General features: G+C 67.3%; 21 protein-coding genes and 1 pseudogene. 8 read left to right on the top strand and 14 right to left on the bottom strand.

Features of this window, described 5'->3' with window-relative positions:
• The first annotated feature begins 18 nt into the window (after positions 1 to 18).
• The 3 genes and pseudogenes from IPG63_03680 (at position 19) to IPG63_03670 (ending at position 2,492) form a co-directional block, all read left to right on the top strand.
• Positions 19 to 774 (top strand): annotated as a pseudogene (locus IPG63_03680) (IS630 family transposase).
• Between the two features lie 150 nt (positions 775 to 924).
• Positions 925 to 1,851: a class I SAM-dependent methyltransferase gene (locus tag IPG63_03675; protein ID MBK6726351.1), complete on the top strand. Its 927-nt coding sequence runs from the start codon at positions 925 to 927 to the stop codon at positions 1,849 to 1,851.
• Entirely contained in the window at positions 1,848 to 2,492 is a 645-nt protein-coding gene (locus IPG63_03670; GenBank protein MBK6726350.1) for a pseudouridine synthase, read from the top strand. Before IPG63_03675 ends, IPG63_03670 begins: the two co-directional genes overlap by 4 nt.
• A gap of 396 nt (positions 2,493 to 2,888) precedes the next feature.
• Here the strand turns inward: IPG63_03670 and IPG63_03665 are convergent, their stop codons facing one another.
• The 7 genes from IPG63_03665 to IPG63_03635 form a co-directional block, all read right to left on the bottom strand.
• Positions 2,889 to 3,752, bottom strand: coding sequence for a pseudouridylate synthase (locus IPG63_03665; protein ID MBK6726349.1), 864 nt, complete (start codon positions 3,750 to 3,752; stop codon positions 2,889 to 2,891).
• On the bottom strand, positions 3,638 to 5,071 hold the full coding sequence (locus IPG63_03660; protein MBK6726348.1) for a hypothetical protein: 1,434 nt from the start codon (positions 5,069 to 5,071) through the stop codon (positions 3,638 to 3,640). Before IPG63_03660 ends, IPG63_03665 begins: the two co-directional genes overlap by 115 nt.
• 19 nt (positions 5,072 to 5,090) lie before the next feature.
• A complete protein-coding gene (ubiB, locus tag IPG63_03655; GenBank protein MBK6726347.1) occupies positions 5,091 to 6,749 on the bottom strand; it encodes a ubiquinone biosynthesis regulatory protein kinase UbiB in 1,659 nt (552 codons plus the stop codon).
• Positions 6,746 to 7,354: an SCP2 sterol-binding domain-containing protein gene (locus tag IPG63_03650; protein ID MBK6726346.1), complete on the bottom strand. Its 609-nt coding sequence runs from the start codon at positions 7,352 to 7,354 to the stop codon at positions 6,746 to 6,748. The genes ubiB and IPG63_03650 overlap by 4 nt, the downstream gene beginning before the upstream one ends.
• A gap of 144 nt (positions 7,355 to 7,498) precedes the next feature.
• Entirely contained in the window at positions 7,499 to 7,930 is a 432-nt protein-coding gene (locus tag IPG63_03645; protein ID MBK6726345.1) for a PIN domain-containing protein, read from the bottom strand.
• A gap of 3 nt (positions 7,931 to 7,933) precedes the next feature.
• Complete coding sequence (locus IPG63_03640) at positions 7,934 to 8,164, bottom strand: hypothetical protein (GenBank protein MBK6726344.1); 231 nt, start codon at positions 8,162 to 8,164, stop codon at positions 7,934 to 7,936.
• A gap of 56 nt (positions 8,165 to 8,220) precedes the next feature.
• Positions 8,221 to 9,465, bottom strand: coding sequence for an aminotransferase class I/II-fold pyridoxal phosphate-dependent enzyme (locus tag IPG63_03635; GenBank protein MBK6726343.1), 1,245 nt, complete (start codon positions 9,463 to 9,465; stop codon positions 8,221 to 8,223).
• A 385-nt stretch (positions 9,466 to 9,850) separates the two neighbouring features.
• On the opposite strand from IPG63_03635, the gene IPG63_03630 reads away from it, so the two are divergent.
• From IPG63_03630 to IPG63_03620, 3 genes are all read left to right on the top strand, one after another.
• Entirely contained in the window at positions 9,851 to 10,948 is a 1,098-nt protein-coding gene (locus tag IPG63_03630) for an efflux RND transporter periplasmic adaptor subunit (GenBank protein MBK6726342.1), read from the top strand.
• A 97-nt stretch (positions 10,949 to 11,045) separates the two neighbouring features.
• A complete protein-coding gene (gene rsgA / locus IPG63_03625) occupies positions 11,046 to 12,122 on the top strand; it encodes a ribosome small subunit-dependent GTPase A (GenBank protein MBK6726341.1) in 1,077 nt (358 codons plus the stop codon).
• A 1-nt stretch (position 12,123) separates the two neighbouring features.
• Entirely contained in the window at positions 12,124 to 13,389 is a 1,266-nt protein-coding gene (locus tag IPG63_03620) for a DUF1704 domain-containing protein (GenBank protein ID MBK6726340.1), read from the top strand.
• A gap of 132 nt (positions 13,390 to 13,521) precedes the next feature.
• Here IPG63_03620 and IPG63_03615 read toward each other — a convergent pair whose 3' ends face one another.
• The 7 genes from IPG63_03615 to IPG63_03585 all read right to left on the bottom strand — a co-directional run bounded on the left by IPG63_03615 (position 13,522) and on the right by IPG63_03585 (position 20,196).
• Positions 13,522 to 13,902, bottom strand: a complete 381-nt coding sequence (locus IPG63_03615; protein ID MBK6726339.1) for a DUF86 domain-containing protein — start codon at positions 13,900 to 13,902, stop codon at positions 13,522 to 13,524.
• The gene (locus tag IPG63_03610) at positions 13,899 to 14,189 is read right to left on the bottom strand and encodes a nucleotidyltransferase family protein (protein ID MBK6726338.1); all 291 of its coding nucleotides are present in this window, start codon (positions 14,187 to 14,189) and stop codon (positions 13,899 to 13,901) included. Before IPG63_03610 ends, IPG63_03615 begins: the two co-directional genes overlap by 4 nt.
• Before the next feature lie 222 nt (positions 14,190 to 14,411).
• Positions 14,412 to 14,726, bottom strand: a complete 315-nt coding sequence (locus tag IPG63_03605) for a hypothetical protein (protein MBK6726337.1) — start codon at positions 14,724 to 14,726, stop codon at positions 14,412 to 14,414.
• Positions 14,727 to 14,862: 136 nt separating this feature from the next.
• Positions 14,863 to 15,195 (bottom strand): hypothetical protein, encoded by a 333-nt coding sequence (locus IPG63_03600; GenBank protein MBK6726336.1) that lies wholly within the window; start codon positions 15,193 to 15,195, stop codon positions 14,863 to 14,865.
• Positions 15,196 to 15,330: 135 nt separating this feature from the next.
• Positions 15,331 to 15,852 carry a signal peptidase I gene (gene lepB / locus IPG63_03595; protein MBK6726335.1) on the bottom strand — a complete coding sequence of 174 codons (522 nt, stop codon included), beginning with the start codon at positions 15,850 to 15,852 and terminating at the stop codon, positions 15,331 to 15,333.
• Between the two features lie 255 nt (positions 15,853 to 16,107).
• Entirely contained in the window at positions 16,108 to 19,104 is a 2,997-nt protein-coding gene (locus IPG63_03590; protein ID MBK6726334.1) for an EAL domain-containing protein, read from the bottom strand.
• Between the two features lie 48 nt (positions 19,105 to 19,152).
• The gene (locus IPG63_03585) at positions 19,153 to 20,196 is read right to left on the bottom strand and encodes a low specificity L-threonine aldolase (GenBank protein ID MBK6726333.1); all 1,044 of its coding nucleotides are present in this window, start codon (positions 20,194 to 20,196) and stop codon (positions 19,153 to 19,155) included.
• Positions 20,197 to 20,273: 77 nt separating this feature from the next.
• Between IPG63_03585 and IPG63_03580 the strand changes: the two genes are divergently transcribed.
• Together IPG63_03580 and IPG63_03575 are read left to right on the top strand one after the other, a co-directional pair.
• On the top strand, positions 20,274 to 22,565 hold the full coding sequence (locus tag IPG63_03580) for an NADP-dependent malic enzyme (protein MBK6726332.1): 2,292 nt from the start codon (positions 20,274 to 20,276) through the stop codon (positions 22,563 to 22,565).
• A 246-nt stretch (positions 22,566 to 22,811) separates the two neighbouring features.
• Positions 22,812 to 25,214 (top strand): zinc-dependent metalloprotease, encoded by a 2,403-nt coding sequence (locus IPG63_03575; GenBank protein ID MBK6726331.1) that lies wholly within the window; start codon positions 22,812 to 22,814, stop codon positions 25,212 to 25,214.
• The last annotated feature ends 1 nt before the right edge of the window (position 25,215 follow it).

Below are 25,215 nucleotides of genomic sequence, written 5' to 3'. Positions count from 1 at the left end.
GACGCGGCACGAATATAGTTGAAGATGGATTGGGCGCTGTGGACGCGATCAGCGGTGATGCAGTTGATCGAGCGCGAACTCGGCATCACGCTGTCGGTGCGCGGGGTCGGCAATTACCTTCTGCGCTGGGGCTTCAAGCCGCAGAATCCGATCAAGAAGGCCTACGAACAGCGCCCGGAAGCGGTGCAGGCGTGGCTCGACGAGCAGTATCCGGAGGTCGAGCGACGCGCGAAAGCCGAAGGCGCAGAGATTCATTGGGGCGACGAAACCGCATTGGTCAACACCGATGTGCGTGGTCGCAGTTACGCGCCGGCAGGCAAGACGCCGGTGGCTTACGCCGTCGGCGGTACGCGCCAGAAGCTGTCGATGATTGCGACCGTGACCAACCAGGGCAAGACGCGCTGGATGATCATCGACGATGCATTCGACGCAGATCGATTGATCGAGTTTCTCGGCGCGCTGATCAAGGACACGACGCGCAAGGTGTTTCTGATTCTCGACAACTTGCGCGTGCATCACAGCAAGCTGGTCAAAGCGTGGGTCGCCGAACGCGCAGAGCAGATCGAACTGTTCTACCTGCCGAGCTACAGCCCGGAACTGAATCCCGAAGAACGACTCAACGCCGATCTCAAGCACCACATCGGCTCGAAAGTCCCGGCACGCACCAAGGCACGGCTGAAAGCCGCCGCGACCGAGCACATGGAGAGACTCGAAAAATCACCCGAGCGCGTGCGCAGCTATTTCCAGGATCCGCGCGTAAAATATGCCGCTTGAAAACTTCAAACTTCACTTGGCCGGATCAATAGTCCCTGCCGTGCCGACCCGTGGTCGCTGTGCCGTCAAAGCCGGCGCGCTCCGGGGATGCCCTTCGGAGTGGTGGCGGGACGCTGATACCCTGCGCGCTTTCCCACGGAGAGAACGCCCATGCGCACCGCCCTGTTGTCCTCGGCCCTGTTGCTCGCTCTTGCCGCCTGTGGCGGGGCACCCGAACCGGTGACCAGCACCGAGCCGGTGGTGGCGCCCGCGCCCGCGCCCACGGTTGCGGAACCGGTGGCCGATCCGTTCGACGCCATCCTCGCCGGCAGCCATCGTTCGGACGAGAACAAGGCGCGCGATCCGTATCGTCATCCGCGCGAGACGCTGGCGTTCTTCGGCCTCCACCCGAGCATGACGGTGATCGAGATCACCCCCGGCGGCGGCTGGTACACCGAGATCCTCGCGCCCTACCTGCGTGATGCCGGCAAGCTGGTCGCGGCGATCTGGGACACCTCGGCGGCGGATGCGTCCGAGTACTACAAGAAGTCCAACCAGGCGCTGGCCGACAAGTTCGCAGCCAACGCTGCGGTCTTCGACCGGGTTCAGTTGCACGCTTTCGACACCAAGGCGCCGAGCTTTGGTGAAACGAACTCGGCCGACGCCGTGGTCACCTTCCGCAACGTGCACAACTGGACCATGGCCGGAAACGACGGCGACTACTTCAAGGCGTTCTTCGCGGTGCTCAAGCCAGGCGGCGTGCTTGGCGTGGTCGAACACCGCGCGAACCCGGGCACCACGCTCGAGGCGACCAAGGAAAGCGGCTATCTGACCGAGGACTATGTGATCGGGTTGGCCACCGCGGCCGGCTTCGTGCTCGAGGAGAAGAGCGAGGCCAATGCCAATCCTAAGGACACCAAGGATCACCCGGAAGGCGTGTGGACGCTGCCGCCGAGCTTCGCGCTCAAGGAAGTCGATCGCGAGAAGTACGCCGCGATCGGCGAGTCCGACCGCATGACCCTGCGCTTCCGCAAGCCGAGCGAGGGCGCCGACGGCGAGGCGCCGGCGGAACCTGCGGCACCTGCGACCGGCGATTGATCGTCCTGTTCAACAAGCCCTATGACGTGCTCTGCCAGTTCAGCGACGGGCAGGGCCGTCGGACCCTGGCCGATTTCATCGACGTGCCCGGCGTCTATGCCGCCGGGCGCCTCGACCGCGATTCCGAAGGCCTGCTCGTGCTCACCGACGACGGCGCGCTGGCGCATCGGCTCACCGATCCGAAGCATGCGCATCGCAAGACCTACTGGGTGCAGGTCGAGGGCGATCCGCGCGACGAGCAGCTCGAGGCGCTGCGCCGCGGCGTGATGTTGAACGATGGTCCGACACGTCCGGCCGAGGCGCGTCGCATCGAAGCCCCGGCATCGTTGTGGCCGCGCGATCCGCCAATCCGCGTGCGCAAGGCCATTCCCGATGCCTGGCTGGAGCTTTCAATCAGCGAAGGGCGCAACCGCCAGGTGCGACGCATGACCGCCGCCGTCGGTTTGCCAACGCTGCGTCTGATCCGCATCGCCAGCGGCGAGTTCGCGCTTGGCGAAATCGAACCCGGTCGCTACCGCCTCAGCGACCCGGTACCGGCGACCCGGTCTCGGCGTGGCGCACCAGACGCTCGACCTGGGTACCGAGCACCCGGTCCACGACCGGCGCGACCTGGTCGAACTGGAAGCGGGCATCGCCGCTGACGGTGTAGCTGAAGCGCAGCGTGCTGCCGCCCGCGCGCGGCTCGATCACGAATTCGGCGACGCCACTCGCACCCCATTCCTGCAGCGGCCCGAGTGCACCGAGCATCCGCAGTCGCGCCCCTGGGTGCGCCCAGATCACGCGTGCGTGCTCCACGCTCTGCCCGCCCCAGCGCTCGCAGAAGCAGCCACCGGCTTCGGGCTTCAGGCGCAGGTTGCCGGCATCACCGGACCAGGTGTGCTCCGGGTCCCACCACTGCTCGATGCGCTCCAGCGACCGCCACACCCGAGCCGGACGCACCTTGAGCGCGACCTCGTGGCTGACCTTGAAACCGGTCGCGCTGACGTCGTCAACCTTGGCCCATGCGGCACTGCACGCAACCAGTGCCCATCCGACAATCACTGAGCGAACCATCGCGGAACTCCGCAAGCCGGGGTATGGCGATGGTAGTCGCTCCAGCCGAAGGCATCGAGCACGCGCTGGAACTCGTCGTCGAGCGGAGCGCTGAAGACGAGGCGTTCGCCGCTCGCCGGATGCGTGAACGCAAGCTGCTGCGCATGCAGCAGCAGGCGGCTGACCTGCCATTCGCGCTGAAACAGACGGTTGTGCTCAGTGCGACCATGGCTGGTGTCGCCGATCAGATGATGCGAGATGTGGTGGAAGTGCTTGCGGATCTGGCGGTGGCGGCCGCTCTCGGGATCGACCGCCATGAGTGCATAGCGTTGCTGTGGATACCTGCCGAGCGCGATCGGCACCTCGACGGTGGCGAGCCGGCGATAGCGCGTCAGCGCCGGCTTGCGCGGCGAGTTCGGGCGCACGTCGCCAAGCGGATAGTCGATCTCACCACTCTCGTCCGGCCAGCCGCGGCAGACCGCGAGGTAGCGCTTCTCGATGGTGCGCGCCATGAACTGCTTGCCGAGATCACTGGCGCTCTCGCGCGTGCGTGCGGCCAGCACCAGACCACTGGTGGCGCGGTCGAGGCGATGCACCAGGTTCACCGTGTCGCCGAATTGGCGACGCAACTGGTCGAGCAGATCGTCATCGACGTCGGCGGCGATGCGGCTGGCATGTGCCAGCAATCGCGCCGGCTTGGCCACGACCAGCAGCTCCTCGTCGACGTGCAACAGCGACAGCGGCGCGGTCTCGCTCACGCCACGGTGGCGCGCTGGTAGGCGTCGAGCAGCGCCGTTTCGAGTGCCGGCATGAAGCGCGCCGGATCGGTCAGCGAGGAGTTCGCGACCAGTGCCGGCAGACGTGCCGATAGTGCGCGGCGGCGCGGTTGATCACGCAGCAATGCGGCGGCGCGTGCGACCAGATCCTCGTCGTCGGCAGCGATCAGTTCGTCGAGACCGAGGTGCGCCAGGATCGCGTAACTCGAGCGCGTGTGCGGCAACTGTCCGGGGCAGGTGAGCACGGGCAGGCCGCCGTGCAGGCAGTCGAGGGTGGTGGTCGCGCCGCTGAACACCAGCGGATCGAGCGCGACATCGATGCCGGCGACGAGCGCGTGGTAGTCGGCTTCGGATACCCGATCGACCCAGTCGATGCGCGGTTGCAGTGCCTCGTCGAAGTGTGCGCGCGCGGCATTGCGGGCGCGCTCGCCGGCGACGCCGATCACGCGCAGGCGCGCCTCGGCGACCTCGGACAGCACGCGCGCGGCAACCCGGTACAAGCGCGGCGATGCCTTGTTGGTGGCATTGACGATGCCGAGCAATGGCCCCGGTGCGCCGCCGCTGCGCCGTGCCGGAGCCGGTTGCGGTGCCTGCGCACACCACTGCGGCAGGTCAAGGCGCAGCGCCTGCTCGCTGCACCACGCCGTCGCGTCGGGCGGATCGGTCCAGCGGTCGCAGAGGCGCGCAGTGATGGCGGCGACGCCGGTGGTGGCGACGTAATCGAGCCAGGTGACCTGCAGCGGCGCCGGTCGCCAGGCGAGTGCTTCGAGCACGCAGCCGTGGCCGTGACCGATCAGATCGACGGCGATGTCGACGCCGCCGTGCGCGAGCGAAACCGCTAGGCGGTGCGGATCAAGGTCGCGCACCGACACATGCGCGACCTGCGGCAAGCGGCGGCGCGCTTCGCCGATCGTGGCCTCGTCGCTGGCACCGTAGAAGAACGCAGCATGGAAGCGGGTGCGGTCGTGGTGCGTCGCCAGCATCGGCACGAAGCGGGCGAGCGCGGTGTGCGCGTCGACACCGAGGTAGGCGATGCGCAGTGGCCCTGGCTGGCGCGGCGGCATTCGCCGGCACAGCTCACCGCGGGTGGCGACGAAGCGTTCGCCGTAGCGGCGATGCAGCGCGAGAAACTGCTCCGGGTCTTCGGGTTCGCGCAGTTTCTCCAGGATCAGTCGATTCTGCGCGACGGTGGCGTCGTCCGGGGCCAGGCGTTCGGCTTCTTCGACTGCTGCCAGCGCCTCGGCCCCGAGGCCCTGGTGCGCGAGCGTGATCGCGATCTCGGTGAGCAGACGCGGACGCAGCGGCTCGATCGGCAGCAGCGCGCGATAAGCATCCTCGGCGGCATCGAGCTGCCAGCTCGCGCGCAGTTGCGTGGCCTCGGCCAGCGCAGCATCGAGGGCCGCGGGAGTCATCGGGATCGCCATCGCCGGCTCAACGCTGCCGCAGCGCCGCGACGAAGGCCATCACGCCGCCAACCAGCGCGATCCACTGCCCGGCCGGAATGCCGAACCAGCGCGGGCCGCCGGACTCGAGCGCATACAGCAGCGTCGCCGCGATCAGCAGCGCGGCGCCGATCACCGCCCAGACCACGCGCCGCTGCCCGCGCTCGGAAACATCGGCGAGGCGCGCCAGATCTTCGGAGCGGATGCGCGAGCGGGTTTCTCCGGCCGCAGCCTGGCGCAACCAGGCGTGCAGCAGGCGCGGCAGTTCCGGCGCCTGTTCGAGCAATTCCGGCAGGCGGTCGCGGAAGCGTCCGCGCAACTCGTTCAGGCCATAGCGCTTGGCCATCAGTTCGCTCAACACCGGTTGCGCCACCGCCCAGATATCCAGCTTCGGATGCAGCAAGCGCCCCACGCCTTCGATGTTCAGCAGCGTCTTCTGCAGCAGCAACAGTTGCGGCTGGATGGTCAGCTCGTAGCGGTGCGCGAGCTTGAACAGCTTGACCACGACTTCGCCGATCGAGATCTCGGCCAACGGGCGCGTGAAGTAGGGCTCGCACACCGAGCGCACCGCCGCCTCGAGTTCGTCGACGCGCACGTGCGCCGGCATCCAGCCGGCTTCGAGGTGCAGTTCGGCGACGCGGCGGTAGTCGCGTTCGAACATGGCGCGGAAGTTCTCGGCGAGGTGGCGCAGGTCGTCGTCCGGCAGCGTGCCCATGATGCCGAAGTCGAGTGCAATGAAGCGCGGGTCGTCCTTGCGCGTGGCATCCACCCAGATGTTGCCGGGGTGGGCGTCGGCGTGGAAGAAGTTGTCGCGGAACACCTGCGTGTAGAACAGGCGCACGCCCTTCTCGGCGAGCTTGATGCGATCGATGCCAGCGGCGTCGATCGCCGCCAGGTCATCCGAGGCAATGCCGTAGACGCGCTCCAGCGTCAGCACCCGGTTCTTCGACCAGTCCCAGTACACGCGCGGCACCTGCAGGTCCGGCGAGTTCTCGAAATTGCGCCGCAGCAGGCTGGCGTTCGCACCTTCGCGCTGCAGATCGACTTCAGCGCGCAGCGTGCGCTCGATCTCGGCCACGATCTCGCTCGGTTGCAGGCGGTCGGCGCGCGCCGCCGCATGGCGCTCGAACAGCGCGGCGAGCGCTTTCAAGAGTCGCAGGTCGGACTCGATGCGCTGCTCGACACCGGGACGCAGCACCTTGATCACCACCGCGCTGCCATCCGGCAGTTCGGCCGCATGCACTTGCGCGATCGACGCCGAGGCCAGCGGTTCCAGCTCGAAGGTGCGGAACAACTGCCCGATCGGCTGCCCGAGTTCGGCTTCGATCGCGCGTTGCGCTTCGCTGCCCGGGAACGGCGCGACGCGATCCTGGAGCAGGGCCAGCTCGTCGGCGACATCGGCCGGCAACAGATCGCGGCGGGTCGAGAGGATCTGGCCGAACTTCACGAACAGCGGGCCAAGCTCCTGCAACGCCAGACGCAAGCGTGCGCCACGCGCCAGCGAACCGATGTCGCCGCGCGGTTTCGGCAGCAGGCCGCGCGCCCAGCGCAGCGCGCGCAGGCCGGGCAGCAGATCGAGCATCTCGTCCAGGCGATAGCGCGCCAGCGTGGTGCCGATGCCGATCAGCCGGAACGCGGCGCGACTCATGCGCGCGCCTTGGCGATGCGCGCGAGGCGGGCCTCGAAGCGATCGACGTCGTCGCGCAGTTGGCCGACGGCGTCGCTGAACTCCTGCAGCTCTTCGCCGTTGGCGACATCGCGGCGCTCCTCACGGAGATGGGTCGAAGCGCTCTCGGCGAGCGTCAGCGCGCCGCTGCGCGCGGCACGCAGCCCGTCGGCGATGGCGCGGCCGATCTGCGGCCCAAGCGCAGGCCCGAGATGACGCGCGAAGGCGGCGTCCCAGTCCGGTGCGAAACGCTTCGCGAGCTGCTCGAGCTGGCGCAGCAGCTCGGCATCGCCGGCGATGTTCACCCGTCCCGCCGGCAACCGCGCCTTGGCCTGCGGCCGCAGCATTCCGAGCAGCCCGGCGACAGTGGCCGCAACCGAGAGGTCGGACTCGCCACGATTCGGACCGACCCGCAGCGCTCCGCCCTCCACCCACAGCCGCAGCGACCACTGCGGTGCCGACCAGGTCAGCGCCAGTGAGCGGCCATCGAGTTTGCGCAACTCGTCGGCCAGCAACGGGTCCAGGCGTGTCGCCAGATTCAGCACGGTTTCCAGCACCGCGCCAAGACGCGCGCGCAACGGGGACAACGGATCAACAGTCGCATTCATCGCGGCAGTTTAGCGGGCGGCGGCGCGGCGCGGGCGCGCGAACCGCCCCGGTAGCGGATGGCTGGTTCGGCAGGCTGGAAGGCGAGCGTCCCGAAAGCATTCGGCTGGCGCCCGGCACTTGCCTCAACGTGGCTGCGTTTCGCCCGCCACGGGATTGCGAACGGTCAGCGGCCCGAAGCAGCGCCCATTGCCGAGGTCCTCGCTGTACAGCACGCTGCACTTGCTGCGAATGGCTGCCTCGATGATCAGGGCGTCGAACCACGACAACTGCTCGGCGGTTGCGAGTTCATGTGCGTCGAAGATCAGGCCGCAATCGGCGCCAACCACCTCGAATGCAGATAGTGCCTCGAGCGCGAAGCGGATATCAGCGTGCGCCATCGGCGGTTTGAGTTTTTGGCTCAAGACGGAGCGCACCTCGATCAACACCTGCGTGCTGACGACGATCTCGTGATCCCGTGCGAGGTCGCGGAGCCACTCACCGACGCGAGTTGCTTTCTCCGGGTCGCGACGGTCCAGTCGGTATACCCACAGGTTGGTGTCGACGAAGACGCGCACGCGCTATCTCTCGTGCAGCGACTCGCGTGACCAGGGCGTGCCGTCGCTGCGCGAGAGGTTGCGTTCAGCCAGCGCGTCAAGTGCGTCCACGGCCTGCAGGCGCCGCGTTCGGGCGTCGACATAGCGCGCCAGAAAGTCCCTGACCACGTCATTGACGGTGGTGCGCTCGCGCATGGCCACTTCGCGGGCGTGCTGAAGCAATTCTTCGTCGATGCTCAACGTCAGGTTGGCCATGGTCCGACTCCCGCTCGCACGGGATCAGTGTAACGCAGGAGACCTGCTCCGCACCCTCACGCCACCGCCGCGTGCCGGTGGGCCTGGTGCGAGGCGCGTTCGAGGGCGTGGTCGACGCGGGCGAAGACCTCGTCGACGAGGTCGGCCTGCGGCAGCAAGGTCAGCCGCAGGTGGGTGCGGTAGGGGACGTTGAAGCTGCTGCCGGGGACGAGGAGCACGTCCTCGTGCTCGAGCAGGTCGAGCGCGAAGCGGTGGTCGTCGAAGCCGGGCAACAGCGTGGTGTCGATGCCGGGGAATGCGTACAGGGCGCCCATCGGCGTGACCAGGTGCAGGAATCTGCTGCGTGCGCAGGCGTCGATGACCGCCTGGCGCGTGGCGTGCAGGCGGCCGCCGGGCGCGGTCAGCTCGCTGATCGTATTCGGGCCGAACAGCGCCGGCTGGATCGTCCACTGCGCGGTGACGTTGCTGCACAGGCGCAGCGCGGCGAGCAGGTCGAGTGCGTGGCGATAGTCCTGCGCGCGCTTGAGAAAACCGGACAGGCTCATCCAGCCGACGCGCCAGCCGCAGGCACGATGCACCTTGGACAGGCCGGAGAAAGTCAGGCACACGGTTTCGGTCGCCAGCGTCGACATCGGCACGAACTCGGCGTCGTCGTAGAGGACCTCGTCGTAGATTTCATCCGCCATCACCACCAGACGCTGGCGCGCGGCGAGTTCGGCGATCTGCGCGAGCAGCGCGCGCGGATACACCGCGCCGGTCGGGTTGTTCGGATTGATCACCACGATCGCACGCGTGCGCGGCGTGATGCGCGCCTCGATCTCGGCGATGTCGGGCACGAAGCCATTCGCGGGATGGCAGGGATAGTGCACGGCGCGGCCGCCGTTCAAGATCACCGCCGCGGTCCAAAGCGGATAGTCGGGCGAAGGCACCAGCACTTCATCGCCGGGATTGAGCAGGCCGCGCAGCGCCAGGTCGATCAGTTCGGACACGCCATTGCCGACGAACACGCCATCCGGCGATGCACTCGGCGCACCACGCGCGATCTCGCGCATGGCGATCGCCTCGCGTGCCGCGGCCAGTCCCTGCTGGTGGCAGTAGGCGTCGGACTTCGGCAGGTTGTCGCGGATCGCTGCGCGCAGATGCGCCGGCGTCTCGAAGCCGAACAAGCCGGGGTTACCGATGTTGAGCTTAATGATGCGCCGACCTTGCTGTTCCAGCTCCAGCGCACGTCGCGCCAGCTCGCCACGGATTTCATAGCGGACTTCGGCAAGGCGCGTTGCGGTCTCGATCTGGTGCTGCATGGCGGGCTCTGGGTGTGTGGGTGGCCGATCGTAACCAAGCACGTCCGAGCTCGCGCACCATCGCGCGTGCGCCCGCATTTCGCCCGCGCCCCGCCCCGCCCCAACGCTCGTCATGCATGACCTTTGTCCGGAAACCACGGGCCGCTCCCACGCATCTGAATCGCAGGCAACGAAAACCCGGGCATGACTTCCCGCCCATGGCGGGGAAATGAGCTGGTGTTATGGTTGCCTACAACACCAAAGGAGAACGCCATGAGCACGTTTGAGAAGGTCCTGTTTGAAGCCCTGATGGACGTCATGGACAAGGTCTGGCACGACACCGAGAACGAGGCCCGATCCGCCGACGCCAACGCCGCTGCCGACACCGAAACCGAGTATCACTGACATGCGCAAGCTATTGATTTCCGTGGCTGTATTGGCCGCGATCAGCGCCGGCCTGAGTGGCTGCGGCAGCTCCGATGCCAAGCCGGTCGCAGCCGACGAAAGCGCTGATCGCGCGATCGCGGTCGAGACCACCCAGGCGCGTCGCGGCGAGCTGGTGCGCGTGTTCTCCGGTACGGCAGCGTTGGCCGCCGAGCGCGCCGCAAACCTGGTCAGCGAGACCGGCGGCGAGGTACTGAAGATCTACGTCGAAGAAGGCGATCGCGTCGCCGCCGGCCAGGTGCTGGCGCGGATCGACGGCGCCCGTGCGCAACTGGCGCTGGCCCAAACTGCCAGCGTCGCCAAGCGCCTCGACCACGAAGCCGAGCGTGCCAACCTTCTGCTCGACCAGCACATGATTGCCGCCGATGCGGTCGACCGCGCCCGCTTTGAGCGCGACGCGCAGCGCGCCTCGGTCGATCTGGCAGCGCTGAGCCTGAGCAAGGCCGAGATCCGCGCGCCCTACGCCGGCGTGATCACACGGCGCCACATCAAGACCGGCCAGTGGCTGGGTGCCAACGCCCTGGCGTTCGAGATCGCCGATTTCAGTGACCTGGTCGCCGACGTGCCGGTGCCCGAGAAAGAACTTGCCGGACTCGACGCCGGCCAGCCGGTGACGGTGCACGCCGATGCCTTCCGTGGCCAGGCGTTCGCCGGCAAGGTCGAGCGCATCGGCGCCATCGTCGACGGTGCCAGTGGCACCGCGAACGTGCGCATCGACGTGGAGGAAGCCGACACCGCGCTGCGTCCGGGCCAATTCGTGCGCATCGCCATCGAACGCGAGCGCATCGCCGACGCCTTGCTGGTGCCGAAGTCCGCCATCGTGATCGACGGGCGCAAGGCGGAAGTGTTCACCGTCGCCGCCGGCAAGGCACAGCGCCAGCCAGTCACGCTCGGCAGCGAACAGGACGGTTGGGTCCAGTTGCTCGGCGGCGTGGTCGAGGGCACCGAAGTGGTGACGCTGGGCCAGTCCTCGCTCAGCGACGGCGATGAGGTGGTGATCGTCAACAGCGCCGCCGCAAACCTGGTCGCGGATAACACCAACACCAGAAGCGCCCCGTAGTTTTCCCGAGGCCGCGGGCACCCGCACGGTGCGCGCGGCTTTCCAGCCTGCAACGAGCTGCAGTGCATGCATGCGCGGCCCTGCCTACAATGCGGCCATGACCGATCCCGAGTTCCTGTCGACCCTGCGCCGCATCGGCTGGCGGGAACCCGTGCCGCCGCCGCCGTTCGCGACGGCGAAGCTGGCGCGCGTAATCGTCCAGCATCGCAATGCCTTCGAGGTGCATGACGGCGCTGCGGTGTTGTGGGCGCGCACGAAGTCTTCGGCTCGGCGCAAGGACCGCGAAGACGCGCTGCGACCTTCGGTCGGCGACTGGGTGTGGATGCGCCCGGCGATCAACGACGAGTGGCAGATCGAGGCGCTGCTGCCGCGCCACAGCCAGCTGCGGCGCATCGCTGCCGGCGAAACCGGACGCGAGCAGATCATCGCCGCCAACATCGATGCCGTGCTCATCGTCTGCGGGCTCGATGGCGACTTCAACCCGCGCCGTCTCGAGCGCTATCTGGCGATCGTCGGCGAGTCCGGTGCGGCGCCGGTGCTGGTGCTGACCAAGGCCGACCGCTGTGCGGACTTCGAAGCGAAGCGAGCGCAGATCGAGCAGCTCGCCGGCCCCCATGGCGCGGTGTATGCGATCAATGCCAAGGACCGCAGCGAGGTGGCGCAGCTGGATCGCTGGCTGCCACCGGGTGCGACCGTGGTGCTGGTCGGATCGAGCGGCGCCGGCAAGTCGACGTTGACCAACACCCTGCTCGGCGTCGAGCGGATGCGCACCAACAGCGTGCGCGAGAACGACTCGCGCGGCCGCCACACCACCACTTTCCGCGCCCTGATCGAGTTGCCGGGTGGCGCCTGCATCATCGATACGCCGGGCATGCGCGAGATCAAGCTCACCGGCGAGGAAGCGGTCGAGGAGACCAGCTTTGCCGACATCGAGGAACTGACCGGGCAGTGCCGCTTCCGCGACTGCGCCCACGGCGCCGAGCCGGGCTGCGCGGTGCGCGCGGCGATCGAGGATGGTCGCGTCGCGGTGGAGCGCTACCTCAATTACCTGAAGCTGGTCGGCGAGCGCGACGCCGCACGCCTGCGCGCTGCCGAGCACGAAAAACGCGCCGCAGATCGCGTCGGCAACAAAGCGCTCGGCGCGCGCCTGATCGACAAGTACGGAAAGCGCTGACATGCAAGACCGCGCCGACCTCGCCTACTTCGCGGCGCTGGATCGGCGCCTGGTCGAGGCAGTGCGCGGCATCCGCCTGCTCGACGCGATCAGCTGGCCGGCTTCGGTGCAGCACCGCTTCCTGGAGCGCTGGCGCAACGGCCGGTTGGATCTGCCGAAGATCGAATACGAGCCACACGATTACAGCGAGGTGCGCGAGGAGCTCGACGCGATCCAGCACGAGGCGCTGTTCACCGACAACCACCCGATCGGCGGTTACGTGCGTCGCACCGCCGAGTCGTGGGAGATCGCGACGCGGCTGCTGGAGTCGATCGGCACCCGCGATGTCAGCGTGCATTCGGCGGCGCTGTTCGGCAAGCCTGGCGACTTCCTGCCCGGCTCCGACTACCACAACATCGACGCCGCCCATCACTTCATCGCGCTCGCCGACGAACTGTCCCGGGAACTGGCTACCCAGGAATCCGACTACGTGATCTCGGCCGGGGCCATGCGCGAGGAGTTGCAGGCGCGGTTGGACGCGTTCTTCGTACACCACCACGTGCGCGTAGAAGTCGACCCGAAGCTGACCGCCAAGGCCGCGGCCGGCACCACCCGCATCCGCCTGCGCGCCGACACCGGGTTCTCCGAGTACGACCGCCACCAACTGCTCGAACACGAGGCCTTCGTGCACTCGCTGACCGCGCTGAACGGCCGCGCGCAGCCGCACCTCGCCTCGATGGCGCGCAATTCGCCGCGCATCACCGCGACCCAGGAAGGGCTCGCCACTTTCGCCGAGCTGATCACCGGGGCCATCGACATTCAGCGCATGAAGCGCATTTCGCTGCGCATCATCGCGATCGAGAAAGCGCAGTCCGGCGCCGATTTCATCGAAGTGTTCCGCTTCTTCCTCGACGCCGGCCAGAACGAAAACGACAGCTTCGCGTCCGCCGCGCGCATCTTCCGCGGCGTGCCGGTCGAAGGCGGCGCTGCCTTCACCAAGGACACCGTCTACCTGCACGGGCTGCTGTCGGTGCACACCTTTTTCCGCTGGGCGCTGAAGAACCAGAAACTCAAACTGTGCCGCAACCTGTTCGCCGGCAAGATGACCCTTCACGACGCGATCGTGCTCGAACCCTGGTTCGACAGCGGCTACATCGCGCCGCCGCTGTACCTGCCGCCCTGGGTGCAGAAAGCCAACGGCCTCGCCGGCATGCTTGCCTTCTCCCTGTTCGCCAACAAGATCCGCCTCGACCGCGTCGAAGCCTTCGACCTCAGCCTCGGGGCGTGAGCGCGGTACGCAGGAGGTTCTTGTACACCCGGATTCCTTCGCGTTCGATGCTGCGCCGGAGAACGGGGTTCACGTGACTTTCGCGATGGCCCCATGCGTCGGACGATGCCGGCGAGGTTGCAAAGATCGTGCTCACTGTGGGCCGCGCGTTGCCCCAGGTGCCGATGCCTCCAGTGCCTGTTGCACTTGGCGATGAAGCATCGGCAGGTCACGTTGGATCGTCTTCCAGACAATCTCCATGTCCACCCTGAAGTACCCATGCGCGACGGCGTTTCTCATCTGATAGGCGAACGCGAGTGGCAGTTCCGGATGCAGCGCCGCGAACTCCGGAAAGTACTTCTCGATGTTGTGGCTGGCCTCGCCGATGACCTCGATGTTGCGGATGACGGCATCCTGCACCAACTGATTCCGGTAGAACGCCACTTCGTCGACGTGTTCGGTATAGCGTTCGATACGTTCGATCGCCTCCGCGATATGCACCAGGTAGTCCCCGACCTGCCGCGAATCGCTCACACCGCCACCGACGCATGCACGATTTCGGCGCGAAAGCGCTCGGGCAGGGCGTTGGGGGTGAGCACGTCCACGGGCACGCCCAACAGTTGCAGCAGCTCGTGCCGAATCGCGCCGATGTCCAGCAACGTGGTCTCGCTGGTCGGGTCGACGAGCAGGTCGAGGTCACTGGTTTCCGTATCTTTGCCCTGCGCGACCGAACCGAACACACGCGGGTTGCGCGCGCGGTGCGCGGCGACGATGCGGCGCACGGCCTCGCGATGGGTATTCAGGGCGATGGACGGCTTCATGGACGCATTCTATCGCCCACTGCGCCGCTGTACCTGCCGCCCTGGGTGCAGAAAGCCAACGGCCTCGCCGGCATGCTCGCCTTCTCCCCGTTCGCCAACAACATCCGCCTCGACACCCGCGCTCGTCACAAATACGGTGTTTGGCGACGGGCGACCATGGGCAGTGGCTGGGCTTTCGACCTCAGGCTCGGGGCATGAACGCGAGGCGTCGGAGATGAACTGCTACGCCGCAGCGTCGATCAGTCCCAGGCCAGTCAATGCAACGAAGCTCCCCATGAGGAGAGCAAGGCCGCTGTAAAAGAAGGCCATGGCGCGACCTTTCGGGGATGACCAATGCTCACATACCCAGATCAGCGCGCGAAAGAAGAACGTCTTGTGGCTGAGGTAATAGCTGGCCAGGAACATGACTCCCCAGGCCATGAGGTACAGGCCGAGCAGGACGGTACTCGTGCCGGGACGGATAGGGCCAGGTTTGAACCCGGTGAACAGAGCGGCCAAAAGCAATCCGGCGAGCACTGCAATCAACAGCATGCCCAAGCCCACGCCAGGTTCGTTCTTGGTTGCACTTGTCCCCACGAAAATCTCTCCCTTGTGATCCACCGCCGCCAGTTACCGGTGCGCTCTGCGCCCGAGGTTGTGGCGCTTCGCTGTCTTGCCGATGCGGGGCATCGACTCATGCTTGGCCGCGGCCGTGACGAGGCGGCACGTACTCGCAGGCTTTGTATCGCGCATCGTAGAAAGCGGAAAGATCGAGCGTGGACTCGAACAGCACGGACCACACTTCATAGCCATCGATCAGTGCGTCTCCATCCTGCTCGTACCCGGACTGGTCCGGGTGCCGCGCAAAGCCGGTCTCGGTGGAGTAGGTGTGCGCCTCCACGGCTGCCTTGGTCATGGCTTCGTCCCAATTGCCTCCCTCGAATACAACGATGCGTTCTTCGAAGACGTTGACGTCATTGGGCTTCGTGCCGAAGTGATAGACGGTGCGGATCGCGTACCAGGACATGAGGGGGAGGCGCCAATTCACCGACGGTCGCGTCGGGATACGGAGTGGAGTTTGTGGGGCTGCACTTGGGGCGGTCAAGGAACTCGTCGGAAGCTGGGACTCGCAGTAGGACGCCGTCTCAGCCCAACGACTCGCTCACAGCCGACCACAGATCCTGCCGATGATCGCGTCATTGGGTACGGACCCGAAGTGGCGGCTGTCACGGCTATTCGATCTGTTGTCACCGGCGACAAACACATGCCCTTGCGGAACGCTCGAGCGGTGATCGTCGCCGCGCGCCGGGCCGGGCATGAGATACGGCTCATGCTGTTCGACTCCGTTGCGCACGAGCGCGCCATCGGCGAACTGAACCGTGTCGCCCCCGATGCCAACGATGCGCTTCACGTAGGGCGTGCCTGGATCAGTTGGCGGCCAGAACACGATGACGTCGCCAAGCGCCGGAGTTGACCGGGCGTAGGCCCAGGTACAGGCGAGAACGAAGGATCTGGCCGGGTAGGTCGGTGCCATCGAACTCGCGGGCACGCGGTACGGAATGACCCCGAGCACACGGCCACGTGGATCCCAAGTGGGCACGCCGAGCGGGTTCAAGAAATAGACGATCAGAAGAATGCCGGGGATCACCCAGATCAGGTGCAGCAGGACACGCGAGAGCTTCATGGCCTCATGAATCCCAGCGCGACGTCGAGCAGCGAGTGCAGTTCGCTGGGAGTTGATGCTTCAGAAAGGTCGATCTCGATGTGCGACGACGTTGCACTCATGGGCCTCACGCCAACGCTCCGATCGACGGGTCGGAGCACGTTGCGAGTCTGTGGTCGGGCGCCGGGGTGGGTCAAGCATCGTCTCGGCCAGGCCTGGCCTGATGCGGGCGCGGGGCTGTGGGCTGTGCGGCATCGCGCCGCGGCGCGTGCGGGTTCAGCCTTGAACGCGGAGTGCGGCGATGTCGGCGGCGGGGCGGGGGTGGGCGAAGAGGAAGCCTTGGCCGTAGCGGCAGCCGAGTTCGAGCAGGGCTTCGCGTTGGGCGCTGGTCTCGATGCCTTCGGCGACCACTTCGATGTTGAGCGAGCGCGCCAGCGCGAGGATGGCGCGCACGATCGCGGTGTTGCCGCGCGGCAGGCCGGGGCGCAGGTCGGCGACGAAGCTGCGGTCGATCTTGAGCGCGTGGATCGGGAACTGGTGCAGGTAGGACAGCGAGGAATAGCCGGTGCCGAAGTCGTCGAGCGAAGCGAGGATGCCCTGCTGGCGCAACTGCATCAGCGACTCGCGGATGTCGAGCGGATTCTCGAGCAGCGCGCCTTCGGTGATCTCGATGCGCAGGCGGTGCGGCGGCACGCCGTAGGCAATGGTCCGATCGAGGATGCGGCGCAGGAAGTCGGTGGAGCGGAAGTGGCGCGGCGAGACATTGATCGCAACGTATTGCTCGCCCACCGCGAGCCCCTGAATCTGCGAGCAGACCTGGTCGAACATCTGCCAGTCGATCTGTTCGGAGCAGGCGGTGTCGTCGGCCACTTCGAGGAAGTCGCCCGGCAGCAACAGGCCGCGCTCCGGATGGCGCCAGCGCAGCAATGCCTCGAAACCGACCACGCTCTCGTCGATCAGATCGACGATGGCGTGGAAGTGTGGCTCGAACTCGTTGCGCGCCAATGCCCGGCGCAAGTCGCCCTCGAGGTCGAGCACGCGCAAGGCTTCCTGGTGCAGCTTCTCGTCGAATAGCTCGACGCGATGGCGACCGGCGGCCTTGGCGCGGTACATGGCGACGTCGGCGTCGCGCAGCAGTTCCTCGGCGCGGGTGTAGCGCTCGGCCGCGAGCGCAATGCCGATGCTGGCGGAGGTGAACAGCTCCTTGCCGACCACCCGCACCGGTTCCTGCAGAACGCCGATCAGTCGCTGGGCGGCGCCGATGACGTTTTCCGCGGTATCGATGTCGGCGAGCAGGATTGCGAACTCGTCGCCACCGAGCCGCGCCACGGTGTCGTCGGCGCGCAGCGTGCCGCTGATGCGCGAACTGACCTCCTTGAGCAACTCGTCGCCGACCAGGTGGCCGACGCTGTCGTTGATGATCTTGAAGCGGTCGAGGTCGATGAACAGCACCGCGAACAGCTTGGTCGGGTCGCGCCGGAAGCGCGCGAGGGCGTGGCCGAGGCGGTCGAGCAACAGGGCGCGGTTGGGCATGCCGGTGAGCGCGTCGTGCAGGGCCTCGTGCTTGAGCCGGAGCTCGATCTGCTGGCGCACCTTGATCTGGTCGCGCAGCTCGCGGTTGGTGTCGGCCAGTTCGCGCGTGCGTTCGTCGACGCGGCGCTCAAGCTCGGCATAGGCGCGGCGCAGCGAGTCCTGCGCGTGCTTGCGCTCGAGCGCGAGCGCGACGTGATTGGAAACGAAACTCAGGATCTGTTCGTCGCGCTCGCTGTAGAGCACGTCGTCGCGGTAGCTCTGCACCGCCATCACCCCGAGCAGGCCGGACTCGCCGCGCAGCGGCACGCCGAGCCAGCAGGTTGCGGGCGTGCCGAACGAGACCACATCGCCGGTCGTGTTCAGGTGCTGGATCTGTTCGCGCGTGGCCAGCAACGAATGCGCGCTGCGCATCACGTAGTCGGTCAGGGTCTTGCCGCGCTTGCGCGGCTCGAAGCGCGCCAGCGGGTCACGCTCGTCGACGGCGTAGGGGAACCAGAAGGTCTCGTCGCTGCCGAGCAGGGCGACGAAAAAGTTCTTCGCGTTGAGCAGTTCGCCGACGATGCGGTGCGCCTCGCGATAGAACGCGTCCATGGTCTCGGCGCTGGTCGCGGCCTCGGCGATGGCGCGATAGGCGGCTTGCAGGCGCTCGCCGCGTTCGCGTTCGGCGATCTGCTCGCGCAGTTCACGCGTGCGCACCTCGACGCGGTCCTCCAGTTCCTCGTGTGCCTGCTTGCGCACCAGCGCCGTCAAAATGTGCTGGGCGACGTAGCTGAGCAGCGCGCGGTCTTCTTCGCTGTAGCGCAGGCTGTCGTCATAGGTTTGCACCACGATGCCGCCGCGGACCTCGCCGCCGGAGAGCATCGGTACCCCGAGCCAGTCGAATGAATCAGGCCCGAACTTGTCGTCGCGCGGCACGCCGAGCTGTTCACGCAGCTGCGACGACGGCCCCATCACCGGACGTCCGTGACGGATCATGGCCATGGTCAGGCTATTGGCGAGTTCTTCCTCGGAAAACTCGGTTTGCGCGTCGAGCGCCGTCATCGCGAAAGAATCGACGAAGTAGATGAAGCGGATGCGGTGGTTTTCGCGGTCATAGCGCACGATCAGGAAGTTCTCGGCGTACATCAGGTCGCCGACGATCTCGTGGATGCCGGCCAGCATTTCCGGCATTTCGAGGTCGGCCGAGGCCAGGTCGGCGATTGCGTAGAGCGCGCGCTGCAGGCGCTCGGCCGATTCCAGCCGATGCAGCGAACTGCGCAGGCGCTCGCGGTCGAGGAGTTCGGCGACACGCCGCGTCAGCGGCTTGAACAGTGCGCGAAACTCGTCGGTTTCGACTTCGATCAGCAGCCGCGTGCTATCGCCGAACAATAGCAACTGCGCGCGCGTGAACAGGTGCGGACCACCGAGCGAAATGGCGACGCCGTCTTCGCTCTTGCCGCGCTCGAGCGCGACGCTGATCCCGGCCTCGCCCGGACAATGGTCAGTCAGCTCGCGCAGGTAGGGGCTGAACGGCACCGCCGGCGCCGCGGCGCGGTGGATGTCGCTGCCGGTGCCGCCGCCGATGCGCCACAGCAGGCGCAGGCCGCGGATGCCGAAGCGATCGTCGAGTGCAGTTTCGCAGGCCTGCGGGATTGCCTCAAGGCGCTCGCAGGCGAGCAGCCCGAGCGCGAAGCGGGCAAGCTGCCCGTGGCCGCCCGGATCGGCATCTGGCGGCGCGGCGTGCACTTGCGTCTGGGGCATGCGGGCCATGATTGGCCGCAGTGTAGCAATCGCCGCAGCCGCGGTGCGCTATGCTTGGCGATTGAAAAGAACTGCGGCGGCGGCGTCCAGGCAACGGCCGATATCGGTGGCGCTGACATCGAGATGGGTGACGGCGCGCAGGGTGCATTCGTCGAAGGCGCCGATGCGCACGCCGTGCGCGGCCAGGCGCCGTGAAAACTCGTGCGCGTCGAAGCCGAGGTGGGCGACGTCGAGGCGGAAGAATACGATATTGGTCTCGACCGTCGTCGCGTCCAACAGCACGCCGGGCAGCGCCGCCAGACCGACCGCCAGGCGACGTGCATGGACATGATCTTCGACCAGGCGTTCAACGTGGTGGTCGAGCGCGTACAGCGCGCCGGCGGCGACGATGCCGGCCTGGCGCATGGCGCCGCCGAGGCGCTGCTTGATGACCCAGGCGCGCTCGATGAACTCGCGCGAGCCGGCCAGGCAGGCGCCGATCGGTGCACCGAGACCCTTGCTGAAATCCAGCCAGACCGAGTCGAACTGTGCGGCGTAGTCGCATGCCGCGATGCCGGTTGCGGCGCTGGCATTGAGCAGGCGCGCGCCATCCATGTGCGCGCGCAGGCCGCGGTCGTGTGCAAGCGCAGCGACCTCGTTCAATTGGGTCAACGGCCACACCGAACCGCCGCCGAGATTCGCCGTCTGTTCGACGCAGACCAAGCTCGCCTGCGGGCAATGCCGCCACTTCGCGCGGAAGCTGGCCTGCAGTTGCGCCGCTGTGAACTGGCCGCGCTCGCCATGGATCGCGTGCATCATCACCCCGGCGTTGGCGGCCGGGCCGCCGGCCTCGTACACCGCGATATGTGCGGTGCGCTCGCAGATCACCTCGTCTCCGGGTCGGCACCAGGTGGCAATCGCGAGCTGGTTGCACATCGCGCCACTCGGCGCGAACAGCGCCGATTCCTTGCCGAGCAGCGCGGCAGCGCGCTCGCACAGCGCGTTCACGGTCGGGTCCTCGAACGCCTGCTCGTCGCCGACCTCGGCGTTGGCCATCGCCTGTCGCATCGCCGCGCTCGGGCGGGTCTTCACATCGCTGGCCAGATCAATCATGCGTTCGCTCCAGGGCAAAGGGGGCGATCATACCTGCGTGATATTCTCCGTCGCCTTCGTTCACCAGACGTGTGCTCATGTCCCTCTCGGAAGAACTCAAGGCCCAGGCGCTCGACTATCACCGTCAGTTGCCGTTCGGAAAGATCAAGGTCGCGGCGACCAAGCCGATGGTCACGCAGAAGGATCTGGCGCTGGCGTACTCGCCCGGCGTCGCCGCCGCCTGCGAGGAAATCGTGCGCGATCCGGACACCGTCGGCGAGCTGACTGCGCGCGGCAATCTGGTCGCGGTGATCACCAACGGCACCGCCGTGCTCGGCCTCGGCGCGATCGGCCCGCTGGCAGCCAAGCCGGTGATGGAAGGCAAGGGCGTGCTGTTCCAGAAGTTCGCCGGCATCGACGTGTTCGACATCGAAATCGACGAGCGCGATCCGGACAAGCTGGTCGACATCATCGCCTCGCTCGAGCCGACCTTCGGCGGCATCAACCTTGAGGACATCAAGGCGCCGGAGTGCTTCATCGTCGAGAAGAAGCTGCGCGAACGCGTCAAGATTCCGGTGTTCCATGACGATCAGCACGGCACTGCGATCATCGTTGGCGCGGCCATGCTCAATGCCCTGCATGTGGTCGGCAAGAACATCGCGGAAGTGAAGCTGGCCACGTCCGGCGCCGGTGCCGCCGGCATCGCCTGCCTCGACATGCTGGTCGCGCTCGGCATGCGCCGCGAGAACATCCTGGTGGTCGACCGCTGCGGCGTGGTCTACCAGGGTCGGGTCGAGGACATGGACGCCGACAAGGCCCGCTATGCGCGTGAGACCGGGAAGCGAACCTTGGCCGAGATCGTCGCCGGCGCCGACGTTTTCCTCGGACTCTCGGCCGCAGGCGTGCTCCAGCCGGAAATGGTCAAGACGATGGCGGACAAGCCGATCATCTTCGCGCTCGCCAATCCGACGCCGGAGATCCTGCCCGAACTGGCCAAGGCCGCGCGACCGGATTGCATCATGGCCACCGGGCGTTCGGACTACCCGAACCAGGTCAACAACGCGCTGTGCTTCCCGTACATCTTCCGCGGTGCGCTCGATGTCGGCGCCACCACCATCAACGAGGCGATGAAGCTGGCCTGCGTGCGTGCGATCGCGGCGCTGGCGCGGCGCGAGGCGAGCGATGTCGCGGCCGCGGCGTATGGTGGTCGCACGGTCGCCTTCGGGCCCGAGTATCTGATCCCGCAACCGTTCGACCCGCGCCTGATCGTCGAGCTCGCGCCCGCAGTGGCGCAGGCGGCAATGGACTCCGGCATTGCCAAACGCCCGATCACCGATCTGGCCGCATACAAGGAGAAACTGTCGCAGTTCGTGTTCCGCACCGGCATGCTGATGAAGCCGATCTTCGACCGCGCGCGCATCAGCCTGCAGCGCGTGGTCTATGCCGAGGGCGAGGAGGAGACGGTGCTGCGCGCGGTGCAGACGGTGGTCGACGAGCGCCTGGCGCGGCCGATCCTGATCGGGCGTCCGGCGGTGATCGAGCGGCGCATCGAGAAGCTCGGCCTGCGCATCCGTGCCGGGGTCGATTTCGAGCTGACCAACAGCGACGACGATCCGCGCTTCCATAGTTACTGGCAGCGCTACCACGAGCTGATGCAACGGCGCGGCGTGAATCCGGATGCGGCCAAGGCGATCGTGCGCTCACGCGTGACCGTGATCGGCGCGCTGATGCTCGACTGCGGCGACGCTGACGCCATGATCTGCGGCATCGTCGGGCGCTACCAGCGCAAGCTGCAGCACATCCAGAGCGTGATCCCGCGCGATCCCGGAGTGACGTCGCTGGCGGCGATGACCGCGGTCGCCAACGATCGCGGCACCTTCTTCTTCGTCGACACCCACGTTCAGGCCGAGCCGACTGCCGAACAACTGGCCGAAGCGACGCTACAGGCGGCATACCGGCTGCGCCTGTTCGGCATCACGCCGAAGATTGCGCTGCTGTCGCACTCGAACTTCGGTTCGCACGACAACCCGAGCGCGGTGAAGATGCGGCGCGTGCGCGAGCTGGTGCTGGCCAAGGCGCCACGGCTGGAGATCGAGGGCGAAATGCATGCCGACGCCGCGCTCAACGAAGCCATCCGCGAGCGCCTGTTCCCGGGCTCGGCGCTGAAGGGGCGCGCCAACCTGTTCGTCTGCCCGAACCTCGATGCCGCCAACATCGCCTACAACATCACCCGACAGATGACCGACGGCGTCGCCATCGGCCCGATCCTGATGGGCGTGTCCAAGCCCGTCCACATCCTGACCCCGGCCAGCACCGTCCGCCGCGTCGTCAACATGACCGCACTCGCCGCCGTCGAAGCCCAGATCCGCGGCAAGCTGGCCGAAGGTTAGACCGCAGCCACGGGCCGTCGGGCGTAGCGATGTAGGAGCGACCCCGGTCGAGACCGGCGACGCGATGCAACCGGGTTTCGCGATGCGGCGTGATCGCGATGATCGTGTGGCGCGGCGTCACCGGTCGCGACCGGGGTCGCTCCTACGCCGCCAGTGGGGGAGAACGCGTGAGAACCGGGTCGCCACGCCGCTGGCGTCGGAGGACGTGCGTAGTTGTAATCTGCGCTTCGATCACGGAGATGACCGATGCGATTGCGGGTTCTGGGTGCGCTGGTGGTGATGGTCGCGATGTCGGCGGCGTTTGCGAAGAAGCCCGAGCCAACGCCGTCGCCGATCGCCGGCATGGTGTCGCAGCACGGTTTCGTCGATGTCCACGTCGATGCCGAGACGGCGCGCGTGGTGATCGGCGTGCATGCACTGGACACGCCGCTGCTGATGCTCACGGCGCTGCCCGGGGCGCTGGGGTCGAACGACATCGGACTGGATCGCAACCAATCGGGCGAACCCAAACTGGTCGAGTTCCGCCGCCTCGGCAAGAAGTTGCTGCTGGTGCAGCGGAACACCAGGTTCGTCGCGAACAGCGGCGATGCCGACGAGGCAATGTCGGCGCGCGATGCGTTCGCGGAAGCGGTGTTGTGGTCGGGCGAGCTGCTCAATCCCGAGAGTGCGCGCGGCCCGTGGCAGGTCGATCTGTCGGCGCTGATCGCGAGTGACCAGCATGGCGTGACCGAGCGACTGAAGGGTCTGGCGCAAGGGCAGTACACGCTCGACGCGGCGCGCAGCGGCGTGTTGGTCGAGGCAGCCAAGGCCTATCCCGACAACGCCGAGTTCGAGGCCCTGCTCACCTTCGGTGGCGGTGGCGAGGGCACATTCGTGCAGCAAGCAGCGGCGGATGCGAAGACGATCACGCTGCGCCAGCAACTGAGCTTCGTGCGCCTGCCCGATGCCGGTTTCCGCAAGCGCGCCTATCACCCCGCGTCGGGTGGCTGGAGCGTCGGCGGCTTCGATTTCGCGCAGCCGCTGGCGCGCGATCTCGATGTGCGCTGGCAGGGTCGCTTCCGTGTGCACAAAACCAACCCCGGTGCCGCGCGCAGCACGGTGCTGAAGCCGATCGTGTTCTATCTCGACCGCGGCACACCGGAGCCGGTGCGCGGCGCGTTGCTCGATGGCGCGCGCTGGTGGGCGGATGCGTTCGATGCCGCCGGCTTCATCGATGCGTTCCGGGTCGAGCTCGCGCCTGAGGGTATGGACCTCGCCGATGTGCGTTACAACGCGATCACCTGGACCCATCGCGCGACGCGTGGCTGGTCCTATGGCGGCGGCATCGTCGATCCGCGCAGCGGCGAGATCCTCAAGGCTTACGTCAACCTCGGTTCGCAGCGCGTGCGCCAGGACCTGCTGATCGCCGAAGGACTGCTGGCGGCGCATGCGCCCGATGCCGATCCAGCGGCGCGCACCCAGGCACAGGAGATGGCGCTGGCGCGTCTGCGTCAACTCGCGGCGCACGAGGTCGGGCATGCGCTCGGCTTTGCCCACAATTTCGCGGCGAGTCGCACCGGCAACGGCTCGGTGCTCGACTATCCGCATCCCGTGGCCACGCTCGACGCGGCGGGGCGCGTGCAGCTGGCGCAGCCCTACGGCGTCGGGCTCGGCGACTGGGACCGGTTCGTGGTTGCGCATGCTTATGGCGAGTTCGCGCCCGACCAGGAACTGCAGGCCCTGGCGCGGTTGCGGTCCGGCATCGCGGCGCGCGGCTACGCCTACGTCAGCGACGCCGACGCGCGCGCACCCGGCGACGCCCATCCGGACGGGTTGCTGTGGGACTTTGGCAGCGACCCGTTGGCAAGCTTCGCCCAGTTGCTCGAGGTGCGAAGCGCCGCCCTGTCGCGCTTCGCGAAGGGCTCGCTGCCACCGGATCGGCAGAGCGGTGAGCTGGAGCGCCGCCTGGCGCCGATTCATTTGCTGCATCGCTACCAGACCGAGGCAGTGGCGCGGCTGATCGGTGGCGCCGAGTACGACTACGGCCTCGGCGCCGATGCCAGGCTCGGCACCCGCGCCGTCGCCGCGGCCCGCCAGCACGCGGCGCTCAAGGCGTTGCAGGGCGCGCTCGCGGTCGAGGTGCTGGCGTTGCCGGACAGCGTGCGCGACGCGCTGACGCCACCGGCCGCCGAATACACGCGCGGCCCCGAGTACTTCGCGACTCAGAACGGTCCGCTGTTCGACGAGGCCGCCGCGACCGCGGCCGCGACCGCGATCGTGGCCCAATACGCGTTCGCGCCGCAGCGGCTGAACCGGCTCGCCTGGCAGCATGCGCGCGACGCCACGACGCCGGCACCACGCGATCTGTTCGAGATGCTGGTCGTCGCGCCCTGGCGTGAAACCGGCACACGCCACGCGCTGGTGCGTCGCACCCGCAACTGGGTGCTGCTCGACGCCGCGCTGCGCGTGCTCGCCGAAGGCGCATTGCATGCCACGGTGGATGCCGGTTGGCGTGCCCAACTGCGCACACTCGCCGCGGAACTCGCGGCGACGCCCGCAGCCAACGCCGATGCACGCGAGGCCGCGCGCTCGATCGAGCGCTATCTCGACGCGCCGGAAACGGTGAAGCTGCGGGCATTGCCGGTGATTCCGCCGGGCGCGCCGATCTGAG

Source organism: Lysobacterales bacterium (assembly GCA_016703225.1).
Taxonomy (GTDB): domain Bacteria; phylum Pseudomonadota; class Gammaproteobacteria; order Xanthomonadales; family Ahniellaceae; genus JADKHK01.
This window is presented reverse-complemented; position numbering and strand designations above follow the sequence as displayed.